Origin of the sequence: Exiguobacterium alkaliphilum (assembly GCF_018138125.1) — a bacterium.
Lineage (GTDB): Bacteria > Bacillota > Bacilli > Exiguobacteriales > Exiguobacteriaceae > Exiguobacterium > Exiguobacterium alkaliphilum.
Map to the genome: position 1 here is coordinate 1026638 of NZ_CP073101.1, position 20990 is coordinate 1047627.

Annotated in this window: 20 protein-coding genes; 10 read left to right on the top strand and 10 right to left on the bottom strand. The window is 55.4% G+C overall.

What is annotated here, in order from left to right; all coding sequences use genetic code 11:
- Positions 1-5 precede the first annotated feature (5 nt).
- Positions 6-938: an ABC transporter ATP-binding protein gene (locus KB235_RS05350; RefSeq protein ID WP_211780654.1), complete on the bottom strand. Its 933-nt coding sequence runs from the start codon at positions 936-938 to the stop codon at positions 6-8.
- 136 nt (positions 939-1074) lie between these two features.
- Between KB235_RS05350 and KB235_RS05355 the strand changes: the two genes are divergently transcribed.
- Both KB235_RS05355 and KB235_RS05360 read left to right on the top strand, forming a co-directional pair.
- Positions 1075-1473 carry a hypothetical protein gene (locus tag KB235_RS05355; protein ID WP_034804603.1) on the top strand — a complete coding sequence of 133 codons (399 nt, stop codon included), beginning with the start codon at positions 1075-1077 and terminating at the stop codon, positions 1471-1473.
- Between the two features lie 56 nt (positions 1474-1529).
- Positions 1530-1730, top strand: coding sequence for a CsbD family protein (locus tag KB235_RS05360; RefSeq protein WP_211780655.1), 201 nt, complete (start codon positions 1530-1532; stop codon positions 1728-1730).
- Between the two features lie 28 nt (positions 1731-1758).
- On the opposite strand, the gene KB235_RS05365 is transcribed toward KB235_RS05360, so the two are convergent.
- Entirely contained in the window at positions 1759-2685 is a 927-nt protein-coding gene (locus KB235_RS05365) for a CAP domain-containing protein (protein ID WP_211780656.1), read from the bottom strand.
- A gap of 186 nt (positions 2686-2871) precedes the next feature.
- On the opposite strand from KB235_RS05365, the gene KB235_RS05370 reads away from it, so the two are divergent.
- On the top strand, positions 2872-3525 hold the full coding sequence (locus KB235_RS05370) for an SMI1/KNR4 family protein (RefSeq protein ID WP_211780657.1): 654 nt from the start codon (positions 2872-2874) through the stop codon (positions 3523-3525).
- 67 nt (positions 3526-3592) lie between these two features.
- Here KB235_RS05370 and KB235_RS05375 read toward each other — a convergent pair whose 3' ends face one another.
- The 7 genes from KB235_RS05375 to KB235_RS05405 form a co-directional block, all read right to left on the bottom strand.
- Positions 3593-4771, bottom strand: a complete 1179-nt coding sequence (locus KB235_RS05375; RefSeq protein WP_246514399.1) for an exo-beta-N-acetylmuramidase NamZ family protein — start codon at positions 4769-4771, stop codon at positions 3593-3595.
- 223 nt (positions 4772-4994) lie between these two features.
- Positions 4995-6551 carry a C39 family peptidase gene (locus KB235_RS05380; protein ID WP_211780659.1) on the bottom strand — a complete coding sequence of 519 codons (1557 nt, stop codon included), beginning with the start codon at positions 6549-6551 and terminating at the stop codon, positions 4995-4997.
- 108 nt (positions 6552-6659) lie between these two features.
- Entirely contained in the window at positions 6660-7418 is a 759-nt protein-coding gene (locus KB235_RS05385; RefSeq protein WP_211780660.1) for an ABC transporter permease subunit, read from the bottom strand.
- Positions 7415-8260 (bottom strand): ABC transporter ATP-binding protein, encoded by an 846-nt coding sequence (locus KB235_RS05390; protein ID WP_034804592.1) that lies wholly within the window; start codon positions 8258-8260, stop codon positions 7415-7417. The genes KB235_RS05385 and KB235_RS05390 overlap by 4 nt, the downstream gene beginning before the upstream one ends.
- The gene (locus KB235_RS05395; protein ID WP_051690367.1) at positions 8257-8463 is read right to left on the bottom strand and encodes a PLD nuclease N-terminal domain-containing protein; all 207 of its coding nucleotides are present in this window, start codon (positions 8461-8463) and stop codon (positions 8257-8259) included. Before KB235_RS05395 ends, KB235_RS05390 begins: the two co-directional genes overlap by 4 nt.
- Before the next feature lie 109 nt (positions 8464-8572).
- On the bottom strand, positions 8573-8986 hold the full coding sequence (locus KB235_RS05400; protein ID WP_034817869.1) for a universal stress protein: 414 nt from the start codon (positions 8984-8986) through the stop codon (positions 8573-8575).
- Between the two features lie 71 nt (positions 8987-9057).
- On the bottom strand, positions 9058-10539 hold the full coding sequence (locus KB235_RS05405; RefSeq protein ID WP_211780661.1) for a SulP family inorganic anion transporter: 1482 nt from the start codon (positions 10537-10539) through the stop codon (positions 9058-9060).
- Between the two features lie 222 nt (positions 10540-10761).
- On the opposite strand from KB235_RS05405, the gene KB235_RS05410 reads away from it, so the two are divergent.
- The 6 genes from KB235_RS05410 to KB235_RS05435 are packed head-to-tail and all read left to right on the top strand — an operon-like array spanning position 10762 to position 16489.
- Positions 10762-11079, top strand: a complete 318-nt coding sequence (locus tag KB235_RS05410; protein WP_034817871.1) for an ArsR/SmtB family transcription factor — start codon at positions 10762-10764, stop codon at positions 11077-11079.
- Between the two features lie 13 nt (positions 11080-11092).
- The gene (gene arsD, locus KB235_RS05415) at positions 11093-11452 is read left to right on the top strand and encodes an arsenite efflux transporter metallochaperone ArsD (RefSeq protein WP_034804586.1); all 360 of its coding nucleotides are present in this window, start codon (positions 11093-11095) and stop codon (positions 11450-11452) included.
- An 11-nt stretch (positions 11453-11463) separates the two neighbouring features.
- Entirely contained in the window at positions 11464-13221 is a 1758-nt protein-coding gene (gene arsA, locus KB235_RS05420; RefSeq protein WP_211780662.1) for an arsenical pump-driving ATPase, read from the top strand.
- Positions 13218-13496 carry a Fe-S cluster assembly protein HesB gene (locus KB235_RS05425; protein ID WP_211780663.1) on the top strand — a complete coding sequence of 93 codons (279 nt, stop codon included), beginning with the start codon at positions 13218-13220 and terminating at the stop codon, positions 13494-13496. The genes arsA and KB235_RS05425 overlap by 4 nt, the downstream gene beginning before the upstream one ends.
- Before the next feature lie 35 nt (positions 13497-13531).
- A complete protein-coding gene (locus KB235_RS05430) occupies positions 13532-14818 on the top strand; it encodes an arsenic transporter (RefSeq protein ID WP_211780664.1) in 1287 nt (428 codons plus the stop codon).
- A 12-nt stretch (positions 14819-14830) separates the two neighbouring features.
- Positions 14831-16489, top strand: a complete 1659-nt coding sequence (locus KB235_RS05435; RefSeq protein ID WP_211780665.1) for an FAD-dependent oxidoreductase — start codon at positions 14831-14833, stop codon at positions 16487-16489.
- A 234-nt stretch (positions 16490-16723) separates the two neighbouring features.
- Here KB235_RS05435 and KB235_RS05440 read toward each other — a convergent pair whose 3' ends face one another.
- Entirely contained in the window at positions 16724-17854 is a 1131-nt protein-coding gene (locus KB235_RS05440; RefSeq protein ID WP_211780666.1) for a GGDEF domain-containing protein, read from the bottom strand.
- Between the two features lie 214 nt (positions 17855-18068).
- On the opposite strand from KB235_RS05440, the gene pulA reads away from it, so the two are divergent.
- Positions 18069-20990: a type I pullulanase gene (gene pulA / locus KB235_RS05445; protein ID WP_211780667.1), complete on the top strand. Its 2922-nt coding sequence runs from the start codon at positions 18069-18071 to the stop codon at positions 20988-20990.

The window sequence follows — 20990 nt, forward strand, 5'->3', positions numbered from 1 at the left end:
GATGATCACTCCCGGAGCGTCTTGCCGGTCAAGGCGAGGAAGACGGTGTTCAACGACGGTCGGTCGACGGTGATGGCGGTGAAGCGAACCCGTTCGTCGTGGAGCACGTCAAGGAGCGGCGCGAGCGGGGTGTCTTTCTCGAGCGAGACGTCAAGGTACGGCTCCTCGTACTCGACGCGGCGCACCCGTTCGAGCGCCCCGAGCCGGTCAAGTAGGCCAGGGGTGAGCGCCTCGACTTTGATCCGTGCCGTCTCGAGCGTCATGACTTGGTCTTTCAACTCGTCTTGCGTCCCTTCGGCGATGATCCTGCCTTCGTCGACGATGGCGACCCGGTCACATAATAGCTCGACTTCCTCCATATAGTGAGACGTGTAGATAATCGTCGCCCCGCGGCGGTTGAGCTCACGGATATTCTCGAGAATCGTGTTCCGCGATTGCGGGTCGATGGCGACGGTCGGCTCGTCCATGAAGATGAGCTCGGGCTCGTGCACGATGCCACAGGCGATGTTGAGACGGCGAAGCAGTCCCCCGGACAGTTCCGGCGGACGTTTCTTTTGATGCGCGGTCAGTTCGACGAAGTCGAGGGCGGCGAGCGTCTTCTGCTTCGCCTCGTCGGGCTTGAACCCATACAGCTCGGCGAAGAACTGGATGTTCTCGAACACGGTGAGGTGGTCATAGACGGACACGTGTTGCGGGACGATGCCGACGCGTCGTTTGATGGCGAGCTCGTCTTTTGGCATCGATTGACCGAAAATGCGGATTGTCCCGCTGTCGGCCGGATACAAGTTGAGCATGACAGAGATGGCGGTCGTCTTACCGGCACCGTTCGGTCCGAGCAGACCGAACAACGTGCCAGCTTCGACGTGGAGGGAGAAGTCGTTCAAGGCGACGGTCTCCCCGAAGCGTTTCGTCACATGGTCGAGCGCGATGATGGACACGGGAACGCAGCTCCTTTCTCGTGAAAACCTATACAAAGATTTGTTCCCGTTTGCAGGGATTTTCAACGCCTCGTCGAATGAAAAACAATAGTCGGAGTATTCAGACAACTACCGGGAGATGAAGTGAGGGATTCATATGAAAGGATGGCAATTCAACAAAGGAGAATCGGGAGAGAAGTTCCCCGACGAGATGGCATGGGCGCTGTTTTGCACGGTCGAGCCGAAACGGATGGATGCGACGCTCCCGTTTTATTATGATGAGTCGGTGTTCCGTTTCTCGAACGGGAGCGAGTCGTTTTATTTCAAAGTGTCGCCGAGTTATCACGAGTTCGAGGTGAACGTCAAAGACGAGCGCGGAGAGCTCCTTTATTACCAGCTGCTCCGTACCGTCGGCAAGGTCGAAGTGCTCGAGGACCGGCGCGACCATGGCGAGCTCTTGATCGTCATGAGCGAGGACCGGGACCGGACGGTGACGACAATCGAGCTGACGGTCCGCCCGCGTTTTCGCGTCCTCGTCAAAGAACACTATGTTTGAGTTTTTCTCACAGTGGTACATGAATTAGACACGATACCACAAGGAGGACATCTACAATGAGTAAAGAGGGGTTGAACAAAAAAGTTGATGGATTGATTGATAAGGCGGCCGGCAAGGTGAAAGAAGCGGCCGGTAAGGCGACGGACAACCGTTCGCTCGAGCGTGAAGGCAAGAAAGACCAGGTGAAAGGCACGGCAAAAGAAAAGACCGGCCAGGCGCAACAAGACCTGGACAGTCTGAAAAACGATCGTCGTTAAATGGACGGGCTCACGACGAGCCCGTTTTTCATTTGATTAAAAACACTTGGACGTGAATCGTCTGCCCTTGCGCATTTTTCGCCGCACCTGTCCCGAGGTGGGTGAAGCGGGTGTTCAAGATGTTGGCGCGGTGGCCGCTCGAGTTCATCCATGCTCGGACGGCTGTCGCAGGATCGCTTGACCCCATATAGATGTTCTCGCCCCAACCGCGATAGCTGACGTTATAGGCGTCGAGCGTGTCACCCGGGCTTCCGTTCTCACGAAGCTGGTGCGAGAACTGACCGGTGCGCGCCATCTCATCGGCCCGGACTTGGGCGACGCGGTTCGCTTCCGCCGAGGCACCGAGAACCGACAGGCCAGCCGCCTGACGCTCTTTGTTCGTCTCGCTCAAGACGGACACGTTCGCAGGTGCGGTGAACGTGACGTGTTTCGCCATCAAGTAGCCCGTTTGCGTCCCGACTTTCACTTTGTACCAACGGGTCGGACCGGTGTAGCGGTAGCTGATCGTCTCGAACTTCGTGCCTTGGCGGAGGAAGGCGAGGTTCGACGAGACGGTCGAGGCGCCCGACTTCAAGTAGACGCTCGATGGCGCGACGTAGGCCGTCTGTTTATAAGCGACCTCAGCTGTCGACAGCTTCACGTAGGCGGCAGGGACGTAGGCGAACCCGGCGCCCCATTGAATCTTGTACCACGGCGTGCCGTTGACGTTGAACGACGTCCGCACCGTCATCGTGCCGTTCCGGGGGATCAGACCGAGCCGAGCGGCCGAGAGTGACGGGGTCTTGCGGACCGGCAGTTGGCTGATGCCGGTGACGCTCCCTTTCGTGTTGACGGCGGTTTCCGTATAAGCGGCCTCGACCGTTGTCGGTTCGAGCGGCAACGGGGACGTCGACGGGGTGAACGTGAGCGTCGCCGCGAGGGCGGCGGATGTGAGGAGTGCGATTGGTTTTTTCAAGGGGATGGCTCCTTTTCAAGTAATCTACCTCCATAATATATTGAGAAGGGGAATGATGGGTATTACCATTTCGTTACAAAAAGGTGTAGCTAACTTCGTGTGAACATAACACATGTGTCTCTATTGTTGAACAGTTGGTATACTGGTTGTATCGATGAGTCAGATGAATGAAAGGAGGAGAATCTGATGAATTACGTGTCGTTCGAAAACCGAGTACATAGTATCGCTTCTAGGGTTGAACAGCTTGGTGGAGAAGTAGGGGAAGTTACGATTGCAGAGCCTGCCTCTTCTGATGAAGTGTTACAAATGGAAAAGCGCTTGGGGATCAGTTTACCCAAGAGCTATAAGCGCGTACTGTTAGAATATGCGGGAGAATTCAGCTTTTATTGGTCTTTACCTGATGAGATGGAGCGACCGCATGAATTTCGAGAGATTTTTAGCGGAACCGTCCAGTGGAGTTTGACTTCCTTACCTCGACTTGAAGAAGAACGAAAAGAGTGGATTAACGTCGTTTTTCCAGATGTGAACGATCCATACGACGTCATCTGGCACGATAAGCTCGCCTTTTGCGAAGTTGATAATGGAGATTATTTGGCTTTTGATTTGAGTGATGGTGCCGATGATGCGCCGGTTGTGTATCTGAGCCATGACGATGGGGACGGGCACGGTTATCGATTAGCCAACAACTTTATCGAATTGATTGAACACGCGTCTAGGCTAGGCTTTGTTGGGTGTGAGGATTTTCGATGGCTCCCATTCACGACGAGTTCGACGAGCGGAATTCTAGCAGACGGGGAAGCAGCCATTCGATTCCGGAGATGGCTAGAGCTCGAGGTCTAGCATAAAAAGGGCATCGAATGAACTTCTTCGATGCCCTTTTACTAGTCAGCTAAAATGTAATTCGTGATTATTTATACAACAGATACTCTTTCCGAATCGGCAAGAACGCGTCACGCTCGGCATCGACTTTCGTCATGATCGCCTCGAGCGACTCGCCGTCGAGGATCATGTCCTTGACGTAGGCGTTCCCGGTCAGGCGGGTGATGAAGTCGTTCGCGAGGAACTCGAACTCATCCGGATACAAGTCGTGCGCCGTCTTCACCATGGCGATGCCGGTCTTGACCGCCTCGAACTTCGTCGGCTCGGTGACGTACACCTCGACGCCGTGCGACAGTTTGCCCGCGTTCTTCGAGAACGTCGGTGTGAACGAGGCGGCGCGGAACGTGACGCCAGGGAGTGCGAGGTCATTCAACGTTTGGGCATATTCATGCGCTTTGATGTACGGTGCGCCAATCAACTCGAACGGCTTCGTCGTGCCGCGGCCTTCCGATAGGTTCGTCCCTTCGAATAACCCGGTCGCCGGATAGACGTTGACCGTTTCCGTCGTCGGCATGTTCGGTGACGGCATGACGAACGGGAGCCCCGTGTCCTCATACAGCATCGAACGCTTCCAGCCTTTCATCTTGACGACTTCGAGGTCCGCTTGAATCTGATATTCCGTGTTGAACAAGCCGGCGAGCTCGCCGACGGTCATGCCATGTTTGAGCGGAATCGGGTAGAGACCGATGAAGCTCGAATAGGCTGGGTCGAGCACAGGTCCGTCGACGCGGAGGCCGCCTTGCGGGTTCGGCCGGTCGAGGACGACGAACGGGATGTCGTTCTCGGCCGCTGCTTCCATCGCATACGCCATCGTGTAGATGTACGTGTAGTACCTTGTGCCGACGTCTTGGATGTCAAAGACGAGCACATCGATCTCCGCGAGCATCTCCGGTGTCGGTTTCCGCGTCGCCCCGTACAGGCTGTAGACGGGGAGGCCGGTCACTTCATCGATGTATGAACTGACCGTGGCCCCAGCCTGGGCGTCACCGCGCACGCCGTGCTCTGGACCGTAGAGCGCCGTCAGTTCGAAGCTGTCCGCGTTGTGGAATAAGTCGACGATGCTCGTCATCGACGAGTCGACACCGGTCGGGTTCGTGATTAAGCCGACGCGTTTGCCGTCGAGTAGCGATGTGTCGGACATAAGCCGTTCGACCCCGAGCTCGACTTTTGGCTTCTTCGGCACCGAGTTAGCATCCGTCTCGAGCATGACGAGCGATGAGGTGATGAGCGTCAGGGCAGCGACGCCCCAAATCCATTTCTTCATAACAATTCCTCCTTCATAAAATGTAAGCGCTTCACTTATTTAGTTGAAGTGTAGTATTCTGTATTTTTAATTCAATATATTTTATTAAAAATAGAAAATTTTATTTCTCAAAATGATTCAGAATACCTAAAAAGAGCCAGACGCGTATACGTCTGACTTGTAGGTGTTAGCGGATGGACAACGCCTTCCAGCCGGTCGCCCCCATGACGGCGCTCACTTGTGACTTCGGGATCACCAAGCGGCCGCGATACGGGTCGTTGATATAGAGGTTGTTCTTGTCATAGCCCGTCGCAAGCATGACGTGATAGTTCAAGAAGCCGGTGAACTTTTGGTTCGAGGCCGTGTACCAGTTGAAATAGCCATACGGCGTCTTAAAATCGACGCTCGCCCAGACGATGACCGGGTTCCCCATCGACAGCTCACGCTCAATCGAGGCGAGCCCTTGCCCAGACATGTCTTTCACGGGCCGATATTTGCTCGAGAAACCGATCATGCCTTTCGGATAGATACCATAGTTCCGATACTTGCCGAGCGTGCCTTTCGGGTCGCCGGTGAACATGACGTTCGGGTCGACCCAGCGGTACAATCGATTCTCGTAGCGGGCGTTCCACATGCTTTTCGGCATCTCACGATAGAGCGTCTCGGCGCTGACGACCCGTCCTTTTTTCTCGAGCGCCATCTTGAGCGAGAAGAACTCGCAGCCGGACGGATAGCCCATCTGGAACTGACGATAGAGCGGGACGTTCATCTTGTAGACAGACAAGGCAGGGGCATAGGCGCCGCGGCTGCCGAACGTGGCGTTGCCGACGCGCTTGTTTTTGTACATGACACCGGACGCATCGAAGAAGTACCAGTTGCCGTTAATCAACTGCCAATCCGTTTTCTTCGTGAGGGCGGGCGCGAAGTATTCGTATTGGGTCGTATACTTCCAACCGGTCTCACGGACGCCGGTCGAATGAAAGTGATACGTCACACCGTCGAGCGTTTGCTTGCCACGTAACCGGTAACCGTACGTCGGATGCAGGCCGTACACTTTTCCGCCGATCGTCTGGAGACCGTGACGACGTATGCCGTCCGTCCCGAAGAAATAGACGTTCGTCCCGTGCGTCTGCCAACCTGTTGCCATCTTCCCGTTCGTAAGAAATAGATATTTCTGTCCGCTGACGGTGTACATGCCGGTGCGGATGATGCCGTCAGCGAACAGATAATGGCGGTTTCCGTTAATCGTCTGCCACCCGGTCAAGAGGGCACCGTTCGGGGCGAAGTAATGCCGGTTGTTCGATACGGTCCAGAACCCCGTCAACATGACACCGGTCGAATGGAAGAAGTAGCGTTTGCCGGCGACGGTTTGCCAACCTTTTTGCATCACGCCGTCGACGCCGAACAAGTACGTCTTCCCATCGATCGGTTGAAAACCAGTTGCCATCTTCCCGTCCGGAAAGAGATAGTATCGTTTCCCATCAAGGGAGAGCCAACCGGTGGCGAGGGCACCGTCCGGATTGAAATAGTATGTAGCCTGCTCAATCAATTGCCAGCCTGTCACCATGATCCCGTTCGAATCGAAGTAATACGTCTTCCCGTCAATCGTCTGCCACCCGGTCAAAAGCGTCCCGTCCGTCGCCGTGTACACCGTCCCGGCCGGTGTCGTCTCGAACCCGGCCTCGGCGTGAATCGGCAAGAGCATGGCGAAACTAAGCACCACCATCCACACATATCGCTGCATTCGTGTCCCTCCATCACTAAATAGAATTGGAATTATTTTGTAATCATTCTATACCCGAAATGAAGAGGGATGAATGACTGAAAGGGACCCATTTTTCTAGGACGTCAATCAGGACGATTTGCTCAAAAAGCGCAAGTACTTCGAGGCGAGGAATAGACAGAGACCGACGAGCAACAGTCCGCTCAGCAACGCCCAGAGCGGCTTCACGTTAAGCAGAAGCGCTTCCCCGGACAAACCGCCGAGCCGCCACGGCAGCCAGTCCCACTCGAGCCAACTGATGAGGAGCGACAAGACGAGATGGCCGCCGAGCGTGATGACGAGTGCGACGAGGCCACTTTCGAGCAAGGCCGCGAACAAGAAGAAAATCGAAAGTTGGACGACGAAATGGGCGATCAACAGCCCGGTCGACACGAGGAAGTCTGTCACATTGAACGTGTCGAAGAGGATGAACGTATAATACGCGGCCGTTCCTTGGGCGAGTAAAAGCGAGACGGTCGAAAGGAGCGTGTAGTGTCCCCATTTACTGACGACGATGCGCGTCGCCGGGATGTTCAATGATTTCAGCCAGGCGAGCGTACCGAGTGTCCGTTCTTGGCTGAACGTATGCATCGCCGACAACAGGACGACGAGCAGACCGATTTGCCGTAACTGCTCACCGGCCGACAACAGCACCTCGGCCGGTGAAGGCGCGGGGATCTCGATGACGGCGCCTTCCGGCAAATTGCCGCCGGCTGCCAAAATGTCGGGTAAGAAGTAGAGCGTGAGCGGCTGCATAGCAGCGAGCAACATGAGTGCGACAGGGACCCAAATGAGTCGTTTGTTGCGCCAAGACTCGTTCCACTCTTGTTTAAAGATGGCGGTCTTCATGCGTTCACCTCCAAGAAGAGTGACTCGAGCGACGGATGACCGACGTGGAGAGATTGGACACGCAAGCCACGTTCGAGGATTGTTCGCAAGATTGCTTGTTCCGTCACGTCTTTCGCTGACGTCTCGAGTTCCCACGACGTCCCGGAGCGCGTCACGCGGACGACGCCAGGTAGCGCTCGCCAAACGTCCTCGGTCGTCTCGTCAGCGAACAAGCGGAGTTGGATCGACGACTTCGACCCAAGTAGGTCCGTAACTGTGCCTTCCATAAGAAGCTTGCCTTGACGGAGCAACAACACCCAATCGCTCGCTTCCTCGGCATCCGGCAAGACGTGGGTCGAATACAAAATCATCCGCTCGCGTTTCAAGTCGCTCAACAGATCGAGCACCTCGCGACGGCCGCGTGGGTCGAGCGCCGACACCGGTTCATCGAGCAAGAGCAGTTCCGGATCGTGGACGAGCGCTTGGGCGATGCCGAGCCTTTGCCGCATTCCGCCAGAAAGTTGGGAAGCAGGTCGGTCGACCGGCTCGAGACCGACGCGGGCGAGCAGTTTCACGGGATCCGGTTTTGTTCCGGTCAGTTCGCCCGCGTACCGGATCGTCTCGACAGGGGTGAGCGATGGATAGAGCGCAGGGCGCTGCGGCAAGTAACCGATACGAATGCTGTCATGACCAATCAGTTTACCAGACGTCGGCGTTGTCACCCGAGCCATCATGTTGAGCAATGTCGTCTTACCGGCCCCGTTCTCGCCGAGGAGTGACGTACAGCCGGGACGGAGCGAGAAGCTGACGTCATCGAGCGCGGTGAACGTGCCGAACCGTTTCGTGAGATGGTCCACTTTCATCGTTTCGTCCGTCCCCAGAGGAAGTAGATGATTGGCCCGAGGATATTCATGAACAAGATGACGAGTAGCCACACCCACTTCGGCCCGTTCGTCTCATTTCGCTTAAATAGGTCGATTAACGCGAACGTCAGCAAGACGAGCTGTAAAATGAGTAGCGGCAATAAGATGAGCAATAACATGCCAGAATCGTTTGCGATTTCCATATGAGTCCCTCCTTATTCAAAACATTCTTTAACTCCATTCCACATCTGCCGGTCAGTTCCTGTATCGGACACGAAAAATCCCTTTCTCGCGGCGGAGAAAGGGATTTACTCATTTGACGATGATGACAGGGGCGAGTGCACGTTTGGCAAGCTTGTGGCTGACGCTGCCGAGCACGAACTCTTGGAACGCGTTCAACCCGCGTGACCCGACGACGACGTACTCGTACGGTTCGTGGTTGGCGTACTTGACGAGTTCAACGTCCGGTTCGCCACGAAGCTCGATGTATTCATACTCGATGCCTGCTGACTCAATCAAATCGAAGAGTGGCTGTAGCATCCGCTTTCGTTTCGTCTCGAGGTCGATCTTCCCAGTCGAGTTGAGCGCGGCTTCTTTTGACTCTTTCGCGCTGACGACATGAACGAGATCGATTGTAGCGTCTGATGCCTTGGCGAGTTGAATCGCTTTCTCAAGCGCACGTTTCGAGTGGGCAGATCCGTCTGCCGCGATAAATACCTTTCCCATACAAGTCCTCCTCTTTCACACAGTCTCTTTTTAGTATATGCGATTGACCAACATGACGGACAGCAAATTCATCAATGTCCGGCGTTCGCATCTTGTTGTTTCAAATGGAGTGCGAGCGTGTTGAGCAATTTTTCCGAGTCTTTGTTCAAGTTCAACAGTTCCGGCTCGATTCCGAGGGCACGGTATTTGAAGACGACTTTGTCGATGGCACCGATGGCCGAGTCATCCCATAAATGCGTGTTCGCGAAGTCGATCGTCACGTGTTTGATTCCGGCTTCCGCGTCTTCTTCAAGGTCGAACCGGTTGACGAATTCGGACGTCGAGGCGAAGAACAGTTGGCCGTTCACCGTGTAGTGGACGTTGTCTTGCTTGACGTTCCGGTCGAGCTCGACTTTCGAGATTTTGGCCGCGAAGAGGATGGCTGCCGTCAAAATCCCGGCGAACACACCGAGCGACAAGTCGTGTGTGATGACCGTCACGAGTACCGTGACGAGCATGACGACCGTGTCTGATTTCTGCGCAGTACGGAGTCCTTTGAGCGATCCCCAATCAAACGTCGCGTACGAAACGAAGAACATGACGCCGACGAGGGCACCGATTGGGATGAGCATTAAAATGTCGCTCATCGTCATGATCATGATGAACAAGGCGAGTCCGGCGACGAACGTCGACAGGCGGCCGCGTGCCCCGGATGAGACGTTGATGACCGATTGGCCGATCATCGCGCAACCTGGCATCCCGCCGAAGAAACCGGCGATGATGTTGGCGATGCCTTGACCTTTCGATTCGCGGTTTTTATTCGAATCCGTACCGGTCATGTCATCGACGATTTGTGCCGTCAAGAGCGACTCGATCAATCCGACGAAGGCGAGGGAGATCGAGTAAGGGAGGATGATCATCAACGTCTCAAACGTCAACGGGACGTTCGGGAATAAAAATTCCGGTAGCGTTGCGGAGATCGTCCCCATGTCGCTAATGTTTTTCGTCTCAAGCCCGAGCGTGACCGCCAAAATCGTCATGACGACGATGGCGACGAGCGGCGCCGGGATGACTTTGTTGATGCGCGGGAACAAAAAGATGATGGCGAGCGATCCAGCGACGAGCGCCCAAATGATCCAGCTCTCACCTTCAAAGTTCGTCAATTGCGCCTGGAAGATTAAGATCGCCAAGGCGTTGACGAAGCCGACCATGACGGCACGCGGGATGAATTTCATTAACCGGGCGATGCCGAAGTAACCGAGCGCGATTTGAATGATTCCGGCGAGTATCCCGGCAGCGAGTAAATACTGCGACCCGTAATCGGCGACGAGCGAGACGATGACGAGCGCCATCGCACCGGTCGCGGCCGAAATCATGGCCGGACGCCCCCCGGCGATGGAGATGACCATCGCGATGATGAACGAAGCATAAAGCCCGACCATCGGATCAACACCGGCGATGAGGGAGAACGCGATCGCCTCTGGGATGAGCGCGAGCGCGACGACGAACCCCGCGAGCACGTCGGCCCGGACGTTGCCGAGCCAATCTTGTCTTACTGTATTTAGTTTTTCCAAAAGAACACACCTCTCTATATTTTTGACTTTGACCTCCGAGTCTCACGAAGATCAAAATGCGCATTATATGAAGAAAGTGTTCCTGCCGACACCTAGTTTCACAACGTCGTTTATCATACCCAACTTTTTCAGGAAAGACAATTGCTTCTCGTTAAAAACTATGTTAGTTTCATAACGTGAAGGTTATATAACGCTATTGTTATACAGATAAGGAGAATGAACATGCATACAGCAGAAGAGTTGAGCAAAGTGCTCAAGGTGCTCGGCGACCCGACGCGTTTGACGATGCTCAAGCAGATGCAAGACGGTGAACAGTGCGCCTGCAGTTTCGTCGACTGCTTCGACATCTCGCAGCCTGCCATCAGCCGTCACTTGAAGATGATGCGGCAAGCGGGGCTTCTTTTGGAGCGTCGCGACAAACAGTGGATTCACTATCGATTGAACGAGACGAGCCCGTTTTATCCGATCGTCATCGAGTTATTGAACAACGTCGAGACGGACGTTGCGGACTGTGGCTGTGAGACCGAATGTGCCATTTAAGGGGGAAACGAAAATGAAACTAGAAGTGTTCGAACCGGCCATGTGCTGTCCGACCGGACTGTGCGGTCCGTCGATTGACCCAGAACTGACACGCATCGCGACCGTCCATTACGTGTTGAAACAACGTGGCTTTGACGTCGCGCGTTACAATCTCGCATCTGAGCCGAACCGCTTCGTCGAAAACGCGCATGTACAGGCCGAGATCGCGAAAGGTCTTGATACGCTTCCACTCACGCTCGTCGACGGGGCGATTCTTAAGCGCGGCGCCTATTTGACGAACGACGAGATTGCCGAACTGACCGGACTACCGGTCACGGCGTTCGCGAAACAAGACGGAGAGAAGCCGAAAGTGCGCATCACGCTCAAAAAATAAGGAGGATGCTTATGGACCGCTTTGATTTTCAGACGATTGAGCCGACCCGTTACGTGTTCTTGACCGGAAAAGGCGGCGTCGGCAAGACGTCGACCGCATCAAGTTTCGCCTTGACGCTCGCTGACCGCGGCATGCGCGTCTTGCTTGTCTCGACCGACCCGGCGAGCAATCTGCAGGACGTGTTCGAGATGGAACTTGACGAGACACCGCGGACGGTGCCTGGCACCGCGCTCTCGATTGCGAATTTCGACCCGGAAGAGGCTGCCAAACAGTATATGGAACGCATGGTCGGACCGTATCGCGGCGTGCTCCCGGACGTCGCCATCCAGTCGATGGAAGAACAGCTGTCTGGCGCCTGTACGGTCGAGATTGCGGCGTTCGATCAGTTCACCGAGCTGTTGACGTCAGAACAGGCACGTGTGGCGTACGATCATGTCATCTTTGACACGGCGCCGACCGGTCACACGCTGCGGTTATTGACGTTGCCGAGTGCGTGGGATGAATTTTTAGAGACGAACACGACCGGTGCGTCTTGCCTCGGTCCGCTCGCAGGTCTTGCCGATAAGCAAAACCAATATAAGCAAGCGGTCGAGACGTTGTCGAACGGAGCGGAGACGACGTTGCTCCTCGTTGCCCGACCTGAAGTCTCGACCCTCGTGGAGGCGGCACGGGCCGCGACCGAGCTGCGCGCCATCGGCATCGAACGGATGCAGCTCGTCATCAACGGCGTCGTCGCATTAGAAGAAGGGACAGACCGCTATACGAAACGGTTCATCGAACGGCAACAACAAGCGCTCGGCGAACTTCCAGAAGCCGTCGCAAATCTCGAGACGTTCACGCTCCCGTATGCGTACGAGAACTTGGTCGGCGTGCCTGCTTTGCGGCGTTGGGTGAACGGGAAGACGGTCGCTATGCCGGACAAGACGTATGACGCGGGCCGTTACGGCTCGATCGATACGCTCGTCGATTCGATTGAAAAGGACGGATCGAGCGTCGTCATGACGATGGGGAAAGGTGGGGTCGGCAAGACGACACTCGCCTCGCTCATTGCCGTCGCACTCAGCGAACGGGGCCATGCGGTCCACTTGACGACGACCGACCCGGCGGCGCACGTCGCCTTCACGATCGGCGAAGACGTGCCGTCGACGTTCACGGTCGACGCGATCGACCCGAAAGTCGAGATCGAGAAGTACCGGATGGACGTGTTCCGGGAAGCGGGCGAGATGACGGATGAGCAGCGTTTGATGCTCGAAGAAGATTTACGGTCACCGTGTACCGAGGAGATCGCCGTCTTCCGCGCCTTCGCGAGTCAAGTGGCGAAAGCGAAAGATCGTTTCGTCGTCATCGACACGGCGCCGACCGGCCATACGCTTCTCCTCTTGGACGCGACCGAGAGCTATCACCGGGAGCTCGAACGCTCGACTGGCATCGTCCCAGAAGCGGTGCGTGATTTGCTACCGAAGCTTCGTGACCCGAAACAGACGCACGTCGTCATCACGACGCTCCCAGAGGCGACACCGGTGTATGAGGCGGAACGGCTCGTCGTCGACTTGGAACGGGCCGAGATTCACCCGTTCGCCTGGGTCGTCAACCAATCGTTCACACCGCTCGACGTGACGAGCACACTACTGACGGCAAAAGTCGCGAGCGAGACGCAATGGCTCGACCGTGTGAGTAAGCAACCGCGCCCGACACTCTTGTCGTGGCAAGAACAACTGCCGGTCGGTTATCCGGCACTATCCCAACTACTCAAGGAGGAAGTCAAATGAACGTGACAAATGAAGCAATCGACTTTATGAAAGCGGCGCTCGCCGAGGAAGAAACGAAATCGGTCCGCATCTGTACGGAGGCAGGGTGCTGTGGTCCGACGATTGGTCTCCATATCGCCGCGCCAGAAGCGACGGACGACGTGAAAGATTACGACGGCCTCATGTTCGCCGTTGCGAAAGACGCCGAAGCGATGGCGGAGAACGTCACCCTCGACGTCGAATCGACGGAGGACGGCGTGAGCCTCGTCCTTCGCGGTCTGCAACAAACTTGCTAACTAAACACAAATAGAGATTATTGGAGGAACACATTGTGCAGTGGATTGCTAGTATCATTTTTTTGGTGACGCTTTTCCTCATCATCAAGCAACCGAAAGGCCTCGGCATCGGTTACTCGGCGATGGGGATGGCCGCCGTCGCCCTCATCACCGGCGTCGTCAATTTTGATGACGTCGGGACGGTCTGGGGCATCATTTGGAACGCGACGTTCACGTTTATCGCCATCATCGTCATCTCGCTCATTTTAGATGAAATCGGTTTCTTCGAATGGGCCGCTCTACATATGGCCCGCATCGCAAAAGGCGGCGGCGTGAAGCTGTTCGTCTATATCACGCTTCTCGGCGCGCTCGTCGCAGCGTTGTTCGCGAATGATGGGGCAGCGCTCATCTTGACACCGATCGTGCTGGCGATGGTACGGGCGCTCAAACTGCCAGATGCAGTCGTCTTGGCGTACGTCATGGCTTCAGGTTTTATCGCCGATACGGCGAGTTTGCCGTTCGTCGTCTCGAACCTCGTCAACATCGTCTCGGCTGACTTCTTTGGCATCGGATTCGCCGAATACGCGGCTCGAATGATGTTTGTCAACGTGTTCGCCGTCAGTGGGAGTTTGCTCGTCTTGTACTTGTACTTCAAAAAGGACATTCCGAAACACTATGATGTCTCGAAGCTCGTCGAACCGGCTTCGGTCATTAAAGACCATCGGATGTTCCGTATGTCGTGGGTCGTGCTCGCCCTGCTCGTCATTGGCTATTTCACGAGCGATATCGTCGGGTCCCCCGTCTCCATCGTTGCCGGTATCATCGCTTTGTTCTTCCTGATCATGGCGAACCGTTCACCGGCCGTTCGGACGAAAACGGTCCTCCGCGGCGCGCCGTGGGCAATCGTCTTCTTCTCGCTCGGGATGTACATCGTCGTCTATGGTCTGCAAAACGCTGGCCTCACGCAAGTGCTCGCTAACTTTATTGACTGGTTCGCCGTCAATGCCTTCACAGCGACGTTTGGGATGGGCTTCTTAGCGGCCATCTTGTCATCGGTCATGAACAACATGCCGACTGTCATGATTGACGCACTCGCCATCGATTTGACGAATACGACCGGTCAGATTCGGGAAGCATTGATTTATGCGAACGTCATCGGATCCGACCTCGGTCCGAAGATCACCCCGATCGGCTCGCTCGCGACGCTGCTCTGGCTTCACGTGCTCCGGTCGAAAGGGCTCAAGATTGGGTGGGGGCAGTACTTTAAAGTCGGAATCATCTTGACGATTCCGACGCTCGCCATCACCTTGCTCGGTTTATACATCAGCCTATTACTTTATTAAGGAGAGTTTAATATGAAATTAGTCATCATCGGTTCAGTCGCTGCCGGGACATCGGTTGCGGCAAAGGCACGTCGGAATAACGAAGACGCACAAATCACCATCTACGACCGGGATTACGACATCTCGTACTCGGGTTGTGGCATCCCGTATTACGTCGGCGGAGAAGTCGAGTCGCGTGATGATTTGACACCGCGTGACGCGGCGTTCTTTAAGAAACGCTATCAGCTCGACGTGTTGACGCGCCATAACGTGACGGCGATTGACAAAGATGCGCAGACGATCATGGTCGAAAACCTCGAGACGGGAGAGACGTTCACGGACAGCTATGACGCATTGGTGCTCGCGACCGGTGCTTCGAGCATCATCCCGCCGATCCCGGGCGTCGATTCGGACAACGTGTTCCCGATTCGAAACATCCAGAACGCGGAAACGACACGAAACTTCGTCGATGCGACGAGTCCGAAACATGCGACCATCATCGGGGCCGGGTTCATCGGGCTCGAGATGGCCGAGCAGCTCAAGCTGCGCGGTGTCGACGTCACGGTCATCGAGCGCATCCCACAAGTGATGCCGCCGCTCGACAAGGACATGGCGTGCCGCGTCGAGGACCACCTCGAGAAGAACGGCATCGAGCTCCTGCTCGGCGAGACGGTGACGGAACTCGTCGGGGACGGGCACGTCGAACGTGTCGTCACGGAGAGCGGCAAGACGATTGAAACGGACCTCGTCATCCTTTCGGTCGGCGTGCGGCCGAACACGGAACTCGCCAAGTCGATTGGCGTCGAAATCGGCGAGACGGGTGCAATCGCCATCAACGAGCGGATGGAGACGAACGTCGAGAACGTGTACGCGGCCGGTGACGTCGCGGAGAGTTTCTCGCTCGTCACGGGAAAACCGATTTGGCGTCCGCTCGGTTCGACGGCGAACAAGATGGGCCGTGCCCTCGGCGACTTGTTGACGGGCGGCGACCTCGAGCATCGCGGCATCCTCGGAACGGGTATTTTCAAAGTGTTTGGTCAAGCCGTTGCGCAGACGGGACTTTCGGAACGCGAGGCTCGTGAGCTCGGCTATGATGTCGAAGTGCTCCATAACACAAAACCGGACAAACCGGCCTATATGGGCGGGAAAGATTTGACGATTAAAGCGATTGGCGACCGTGAGACACGTCAATTGCTCGGCGTACAAATCGTAGGTTTCGATGGGGTCGACAAACGAATCGATGTCTTCGTCACGGCGATGACGTTCAAGGCGAAAGTCGATGACTTGTTCCACCTCGACCTCGCCTACGCACCACCGTTCTCGACGACGAAAGACCCGGTCATGTATACGGGGATGGCGCTCGCGAACAGCATGAACAAATCGGCGCGTCTCATCACGCCGGCCGAGCTTCAGAAACGGATCGACGCAGGTGAGGACATGCAAATCATCGATACGCGGAAAGCGGCACAATTCGAGAAGGCATGCGTCGATTGCGCGGTCAACGTCCCGCTCGGCGATTTGCGTGCGGCGGCAAAAGACATGGACAAAGCCAAGCCGACCGTCGTCTACTGCAACGGCGGCGTGACGGGGAACGCAGCGCAAAACGTGCTTCGTAACCTCGGCTTCACCGACGTGTACAACTTGTCAGGCGGCAACAAGAACTATCAGTTGTTCAAGAAGTACGGAAACTAAGTCAGACGGCGTCCGCGTGATTCGGGCGCCGTTTTGTTTATAAAGAAGGATCTGGCGCATCGTCCTTTGGCGCCTTCGCTTTCCTAGGGCAAGCAGGGAGCCGCATCGCTGAACGCTGCTGGGTCTCCCTTTGCTTGCGATTTCCTAAGGAGTCTCCGGCGCCACGGACGATGCGCTCGAACGACCGTCAACTAATCGACGAAAGCGAACTAACCCCAGTGCCGTGCACTGGGGTTAGTTCGCTTTCAATTCTTTCCACTTGCCGAGACGGTTACGACCGCTCCGTTTGGCGACATATAAGCCGACGTCTGCTTTCTTGGTCAGTTGCGCAGACGTGACGACTTTCGCCTCCGACGTGCTCGCAATCCCGATGGAGACGGTGACGTCAATCGAGGATCCGTCCGGTAGAACGAACGGGGTTTCGGCGATTTGACGCAAGTAGCGTTTGCCGATGACGAAGCCTTGGGACAGGTTACAATCAGATAAGAGCACGGTAAATTCTTCCCCGCCGTTCCGGCAGACGACGTCGTCACTGCGCGCCGAGTCGTTCAAGCGTTTAGCAAGTTCGACTAAAATGACGTCCCCCGCGTCATGGCCGTATGTATCGTTGATTGACTTGAAGTGGTCGATGTCGAGTAAGAGCAAGGCAACGTCTTGCGTCCCGGTGAACACTTCTTCGTCGACGCGCTTCATCTCTTCTTCGAAACGACGGCGGTTGCCGATGCCTGTAAGCGCGTCTGTGAACGCCGCTTCCTTGTATTGGGAGATGAGCCGCTCCGACCGTTGCATCTTATGGATGCCGCCGTAAACGATATGAAGGACGAATCCGGCAGCGTACCCGATTGTGAGGAAGGCGAGGAACGTCCAAACGTATGTCTCGGCCTGATCATACGTGTAAAAATTTAGCAGGGAAAAGAGCGTGATGAACCCCAGACTGATGCCGTTGACGATGCGGATATCTCGGGACGGGATGATGCGTTCACGAAAATGCAGGAACGCGACAGAAACAAGGGCCGCGAGCGAATAATTCAAAAATGCGATCAACAAGAGCGTCTCCGATAAGATGAACGGCAAGACGAGAATACTCGCGACATACGTGATCCGCACGCCTGATAGGCCAAAGTAAAGAGCGGCGATCATGATGGGCACGAAGCCGTATTGAAAGTCGGCTTGGGCGTTCCACAACACGCCGTGTAGCGTGATGAGGACGGAAAGGCCGGCTAGTAAAAATGAGATGGTGACTTGACGCCGGAGCGGGAGCTTCGTCGTGAAACCGAGGCGCGTGAGCCGGGAAATGATGTAAAGACCAGCGAGCAATAGGCTCGCATTGGCGACCAAATTATTGATGAGCTGTGTCAGTGACATATGGTGAACCATCCTCCTCTCCTTTCTATATACAGTCCATTCCTCCCAAATTGCAATCGTTTTTCAATTGGTAAATCGAGGTGGTTTGCCAACCGTTGGCGCGAAGTGGCAGAGCTTAGGTGCTTGATTAGAAAAACATTGAATTCAAGGAAGGAAACGTTTACAATTTTTGTGTAAGCGTTTTCTCAAATTTATGCTACAAGGAGGGACCCTCATGGTCTACAAACAATGGAAACCCGTATGGGCAGTTGTGCTAACGTTTGCACTGATTCTGTCAATGTTTCCGATGTCAGCATCGGCCCTTGATAAAGGCAAGTCGACGTTAGTCGTCGTCCACTATCAAGAAGCACCTGGCAACCAGACGGATTGGAACTTATGGCTTTGGGCAAATGGCCCAGATTACTTCCCGAACAAAGGCTTCGCCTTCAACGGTGAAGACGACTTCGGCAAGGTGGCGGCCTACGAATTCCCGGTCGATTCACCGGAACGACTCGGTCTCATCGTCCGCACGGACAATTGGGATAAAGACAAAGGGTCTGAGAACGACCGCTTCATCACGAGCGACATGATTAAAGACGGTGTCGCCGAAGTGTGGATCAAGTCGGGGGACTCGAAGATTTATACGTCGAACCCGGACGGGGACACGGCGAAGACAGAAGTCGACATGAAAGTACACTATTTCCGCTATGACAATACATACACGGACTGGGGCCTTTGGACTTGGCCGGACGGCGGAGACGGCCAGAGCATCGCGTTCGACGAGACGGACGAGTTCGGCGCCGTGGCGAACGTGAAGTTCGCGAATCCGGACGCGAAGAAACTGATCGGCCTCATCACGAAAAAAGGTGAGTGGGCCGAGAAAGACGGCGAAGACCGCTTCGCCCTCAGCACGGCGAAAGAGATTTGGCTCGTCGAAGGCGAGTCAACGATTTACTATTCGGAGCCTGAAATCGATCGCTCCCCGAAAATCGTAGGATTCGAGGCGACGACGTTCCGCACGGCGAAGCTCACGCTCAACCGCGCGATCGATGCATCGTTCGCGAACGAACTGAAGATTAACGGGGCGAACGTGAAATCAGTCGAGGTGACAGGTGACAAATCGGTCACGGTCCACTTCAACGAGGACATCGATTTGACGAAAGTCATCACGGCAACGCACCCGACGTTCGGGGAACGCGTGCTCCAAGCGGGCGACGTGCTCCGTTCACCGGAGTTCGACGCGAAGTATGCGTATGACGGCAAGCTCGGCATCACGTACCAAAAGTCGAAGACGAACTTCGTCTTGTGGGCACCGACGGCCCAAGACGTCAAACTCGAACTTTGGAACATGCCGAAAGACCGACCGGCAAACGATCAAGACATCAAGAAGACGATTCAAATGAAGCGTGGGGAACGCGGCACGTGGATTGCGGAAGTGCGCGGTGACCTCGACGGCATCGGCTACACGTATAACGTCAAGCACGCCTCGGGCAGCATCCGTGCGGTCGACCCGTATGCGACAGCAGTCGGCGTGAACGGCGACCAAGGGGTCATCGTCGACTTGAAAGAGACGAACCCGAAACGCTGGAACAACATGAAACCACAGTTGAAGCAATCGACGGACGCGATCATTTACGAGACGCACGTCCGGGACTTCTCAATCTTCGACGTGACGTCGAACACGTACGACTCAGGCATTCGCCATAAGGGCAAATACCTCGGTGTCGTCCAACCCGGCACTCGCTTGATTGAGAATGGCAAGAAAACGGATACGAAGACAGGGCTCGACCACGTCAAAGATTTAGGCGTGACGCACGTCCAGTTTATCCCGGTGTACGACTATAACACGGCATCGGTCGATGAGACGAACCCGGACGCGAAATACAACTGGGGTTACGATCCGAAAAACTATAACGCGCCGGAAGGGTCGTATTCGACGAACCCGTATGACGCGAAAGTTCGCATCACGCAATTGAAAGAGATGATTCAAGGGCTCCACGACCATAACTTGCGCGCGGTCATGGACGTCGTCTACAACCATATGTTCGATGCCCAGGCGTCGAACCTTCACAAAATCGTTCCTGGCTATTACTATCGTTATACGGCAGGCGGCGATTTCGCGAACGGGACTGGCGTCGGGAACGACACGGCCTCGGAGCGGAAGATGATGCAAAAGCTCATCGTCGACTCGACGGTGTACTGGGCAACCGAGTATAAGTGGGACGGGTTCCGCTTCGACCTCATGGGGATCCATGACGTCGACACGATGAACAAAGTCCGCCAAGCGCTTGACAAGGTCGACAAGTCGATCCTCGTCTTCGGCGAAGGTTGGGACCTCGGCACACCGCTCGACCCGGCATTGAAAGCGAACCAAAAGAACGCCTACAAGATGCCAGGCGTCGCGCACTTTAACGACAACATCCGTGACGGCTTGAAAGGCAGTGTCTTCATCGACACGGACAACGGCTTCATCAACGGCAAAGACGGCCTCGAGAACCGCATCAAGACCGGCATCGTCGGGGAAATCGATTACAACTCGGACATCAAAGGCTTCACGAAGCAACCGACGCAAGCGATCACGTACGTCGAAGCGCACGACAACCACACGCTTTGGGACAAGCTCGAGCTCACGAACCCAGAGACGTCGGAAGCGGACCGGACGAAGATGCACCGTCTCGCCTCGAGCATCCTCTTGACGAGCCAAGGGACGACGTTCATCCACGCCGGCCAAGAGTTCATGCGGACGAAAGAAGGCGACCACAACTCGTACAAGTCGCCGGACCGAATCAACCAGATGGACTGGAAACGCGCCGCCGACCGGAAGGCGGACGTCCAGTACATGAAAGGTTTAATCGAGATGCGTAAAGCCAACCCAGGCCTTCGCATGACGGACGCGAAAGACGTCAAGAAAAACGTCAAGTTCTACCGTTCTGAGCCGAACGTCATCACGTACTTGATTGACGACAAGGCACCAGGCCAGAAGAAAGATTTGTTCATCACACATAACGCCAACGCGAAAACGGTCAAAGTGAAACTCCCGACTGGGCAGTGGAACGTGATCGTCGACGGGAAGCAGGCAGGCACGAAGACGATTAAACGCGTCTCGGGCTATGTCGAGGTGCCGGCATACGCGACGGTCGTTGTGAAACAACCATAA

Coding starts and splice junctions, on each gene's coding strand:
- arsD (WP_034804586.1), top strand. CDS start 11,093: ATGAAACTAGAAGTGTTCGAACCGGCCATGTGCTGTCCGACCGGACTG.
- KB235_RS05370 (WP_211780657.1), top strand. CDS start 2,872: ATGAATTACGTGTCGTTCGAAAACCGAGTACATAGTATCGCTTCTAGG.
- KB235_RS05435 (WP_211780665.1), top strand. CDS start 14,831: ATGAAATTAGTCATCATCGGTTCAGTCGCTGCCGGGACATCGGTTGCG.
- arsA (WP_211780662.1), top strand. CDS start 11,464: ATGGACCGCTTTGATTTTCAGACGATTGAGCCGACCCGTTACGTGTTC.
- KB235_RS05400 (WP_034817869.1), bottom strand. CDS start 8,986: ATGGGAAAGGTATTTATCGCGGCAGACGGATCTGCCCACTCGAAACGT.
- KB235_RS05410 (WP_034817871.1), top strand. CDS start 10,762: ATGCATACAGCAGAAGAGTTGAGCAAAGTGCTCAAGGTGCTCGGCGAC.
- KB235_RS05375 (WP_246514399.1), bottom strand. CDS start 4,771: ATGCTCGAGACGGATGCTAACTCGGTGCCGAAGAAGCCAAAAGTCGAG.
- KB235_RS05355 (WP_034804603.1), top strand. CDS start 1,075: ATGAAAGGATGGCAATTCAACAAAGGAGAATCGGGAGAGAAGTTCCCC.
- KB235_RS05440 (WP_211780666.1), bottom strand. CDS start 17,854: ATGTCACTGACACAGCTCATCAATAATTTGGTCGCCAATGCGAGCCTA.
- pulA (WP_211780667.1), top strand. CDS start 18,069: ATGGTCTACAAACAATGGAAACCCGTATGGGCAGTTGTGCTAACGTTT.
- KB235_RS05425 (WP_211780663.1), top strand. CDS start 13,218: ATGAACGTGACAAATGAAGCAATCGACTTTATGAAAGCGGCGCTCGCC.
- KB235_RS05385 (WP_211780660.1), bottom strand. CDS start 7,418: ATGAAGACCGCCATCTTTAAACAAGAGTGGAACGAGTCTTGGCGCAAC.
- KB235_RS05380 (WP_211780659.1), bottom strand. CDS start 6,551: ATGCAGCGATATGTGTGGATGGTGGTGCTTAGTTTCGCCATGCTCTTG.
- KB235_RS05390 (WP_034804592.1), bottom strand. CDS start 8,260: ATGAAAGTGGACCATCTCACGAAACGGTTCGGCACGTTCACCGCGCTC.
- KB235_RS05395 (WP_051690367.1), bottom strand. CDS start 8,463: ATGGAAATCGCAAACGATTCTGGCATGTTATTGCTCATCTTATTGCCG.
- KB235_RS05360 (WP_211780655.1), top strand. CDS start 1,530: ATGAGTAAAGAGGGGTTGAACAAAAAAGTTGATGGATTGATTGATAAG.